Raw genomic sequence first — 543 nt, 5'->3', positions numbered from 1 at the left:
GCAGTGCACGATCTCGTGCGTCAGCGTCATGCCCCGCGCCCTGGCCTCCTTGAAGGAGGGGCGAACGATGGTGTGCAGCAACATGATTCCGTCGGACGGCAGCACCTGGTAGGCCATCTTGAAGAAGCGGCCGTAGCGCTGGCGGCCGAAGTGCTCGAAGGCGCCGATCGAAACGATGCGGTCGACCTTGTCGTCGAATTCCTCCCAGCCCTGCAACCGGACTTCGACGGAGCGGTCGGTGGGGATGGCGGCCATTTTGGCCTTACTGTAGGCAAACTGGTTGCGACTCAGCGTGATCCCGATCACGTTGACGTCATATTTCTCGATCGCCCGGTGCAGCGCTCCTCCCCAGCCGCAACCGATGTCGAGTAGCGTCATCCCCGGCTCGAGATTCAACTTGCCCAGCGCCAGATCGAACTTCGCATTCTGCGCCTCTTCGAGCGTCATGCCCTCGCGTTCGAAATAAGCGCACGTATAGCCCATTGTCGGATCTAGGAACAGGGCAAAAAACTCGTCCGAAACGTCGTAGATGGATTGCGATTC

1 protein-coding gene is annotated in these 543 nt (G+C 59.9%); it reads right to left on the bottom strand.

The annotated features are described in order from the left end of the window. Positions 1-543, bottom strand: a 543-nt coding sequence (locus tag A5701_RS05710; RefSeq protein WP_156669937.1) for a class I SAM-dependent methyltransferase, incomplete at both ends; no start/stop codon positions are given.

Origin of the sequence: Mycobacterium sp. E3305 (assembly GCF_001666785.1) — a bacterium.
GTDB lineage: Bacteria > Actinomycetota > Actinomycetes > Mycobacteriales > Mycobacteriaceae > Mycobacterium.
This window is presented reverse-complemented; position numbering and strand designations above follow the sequence as displayed.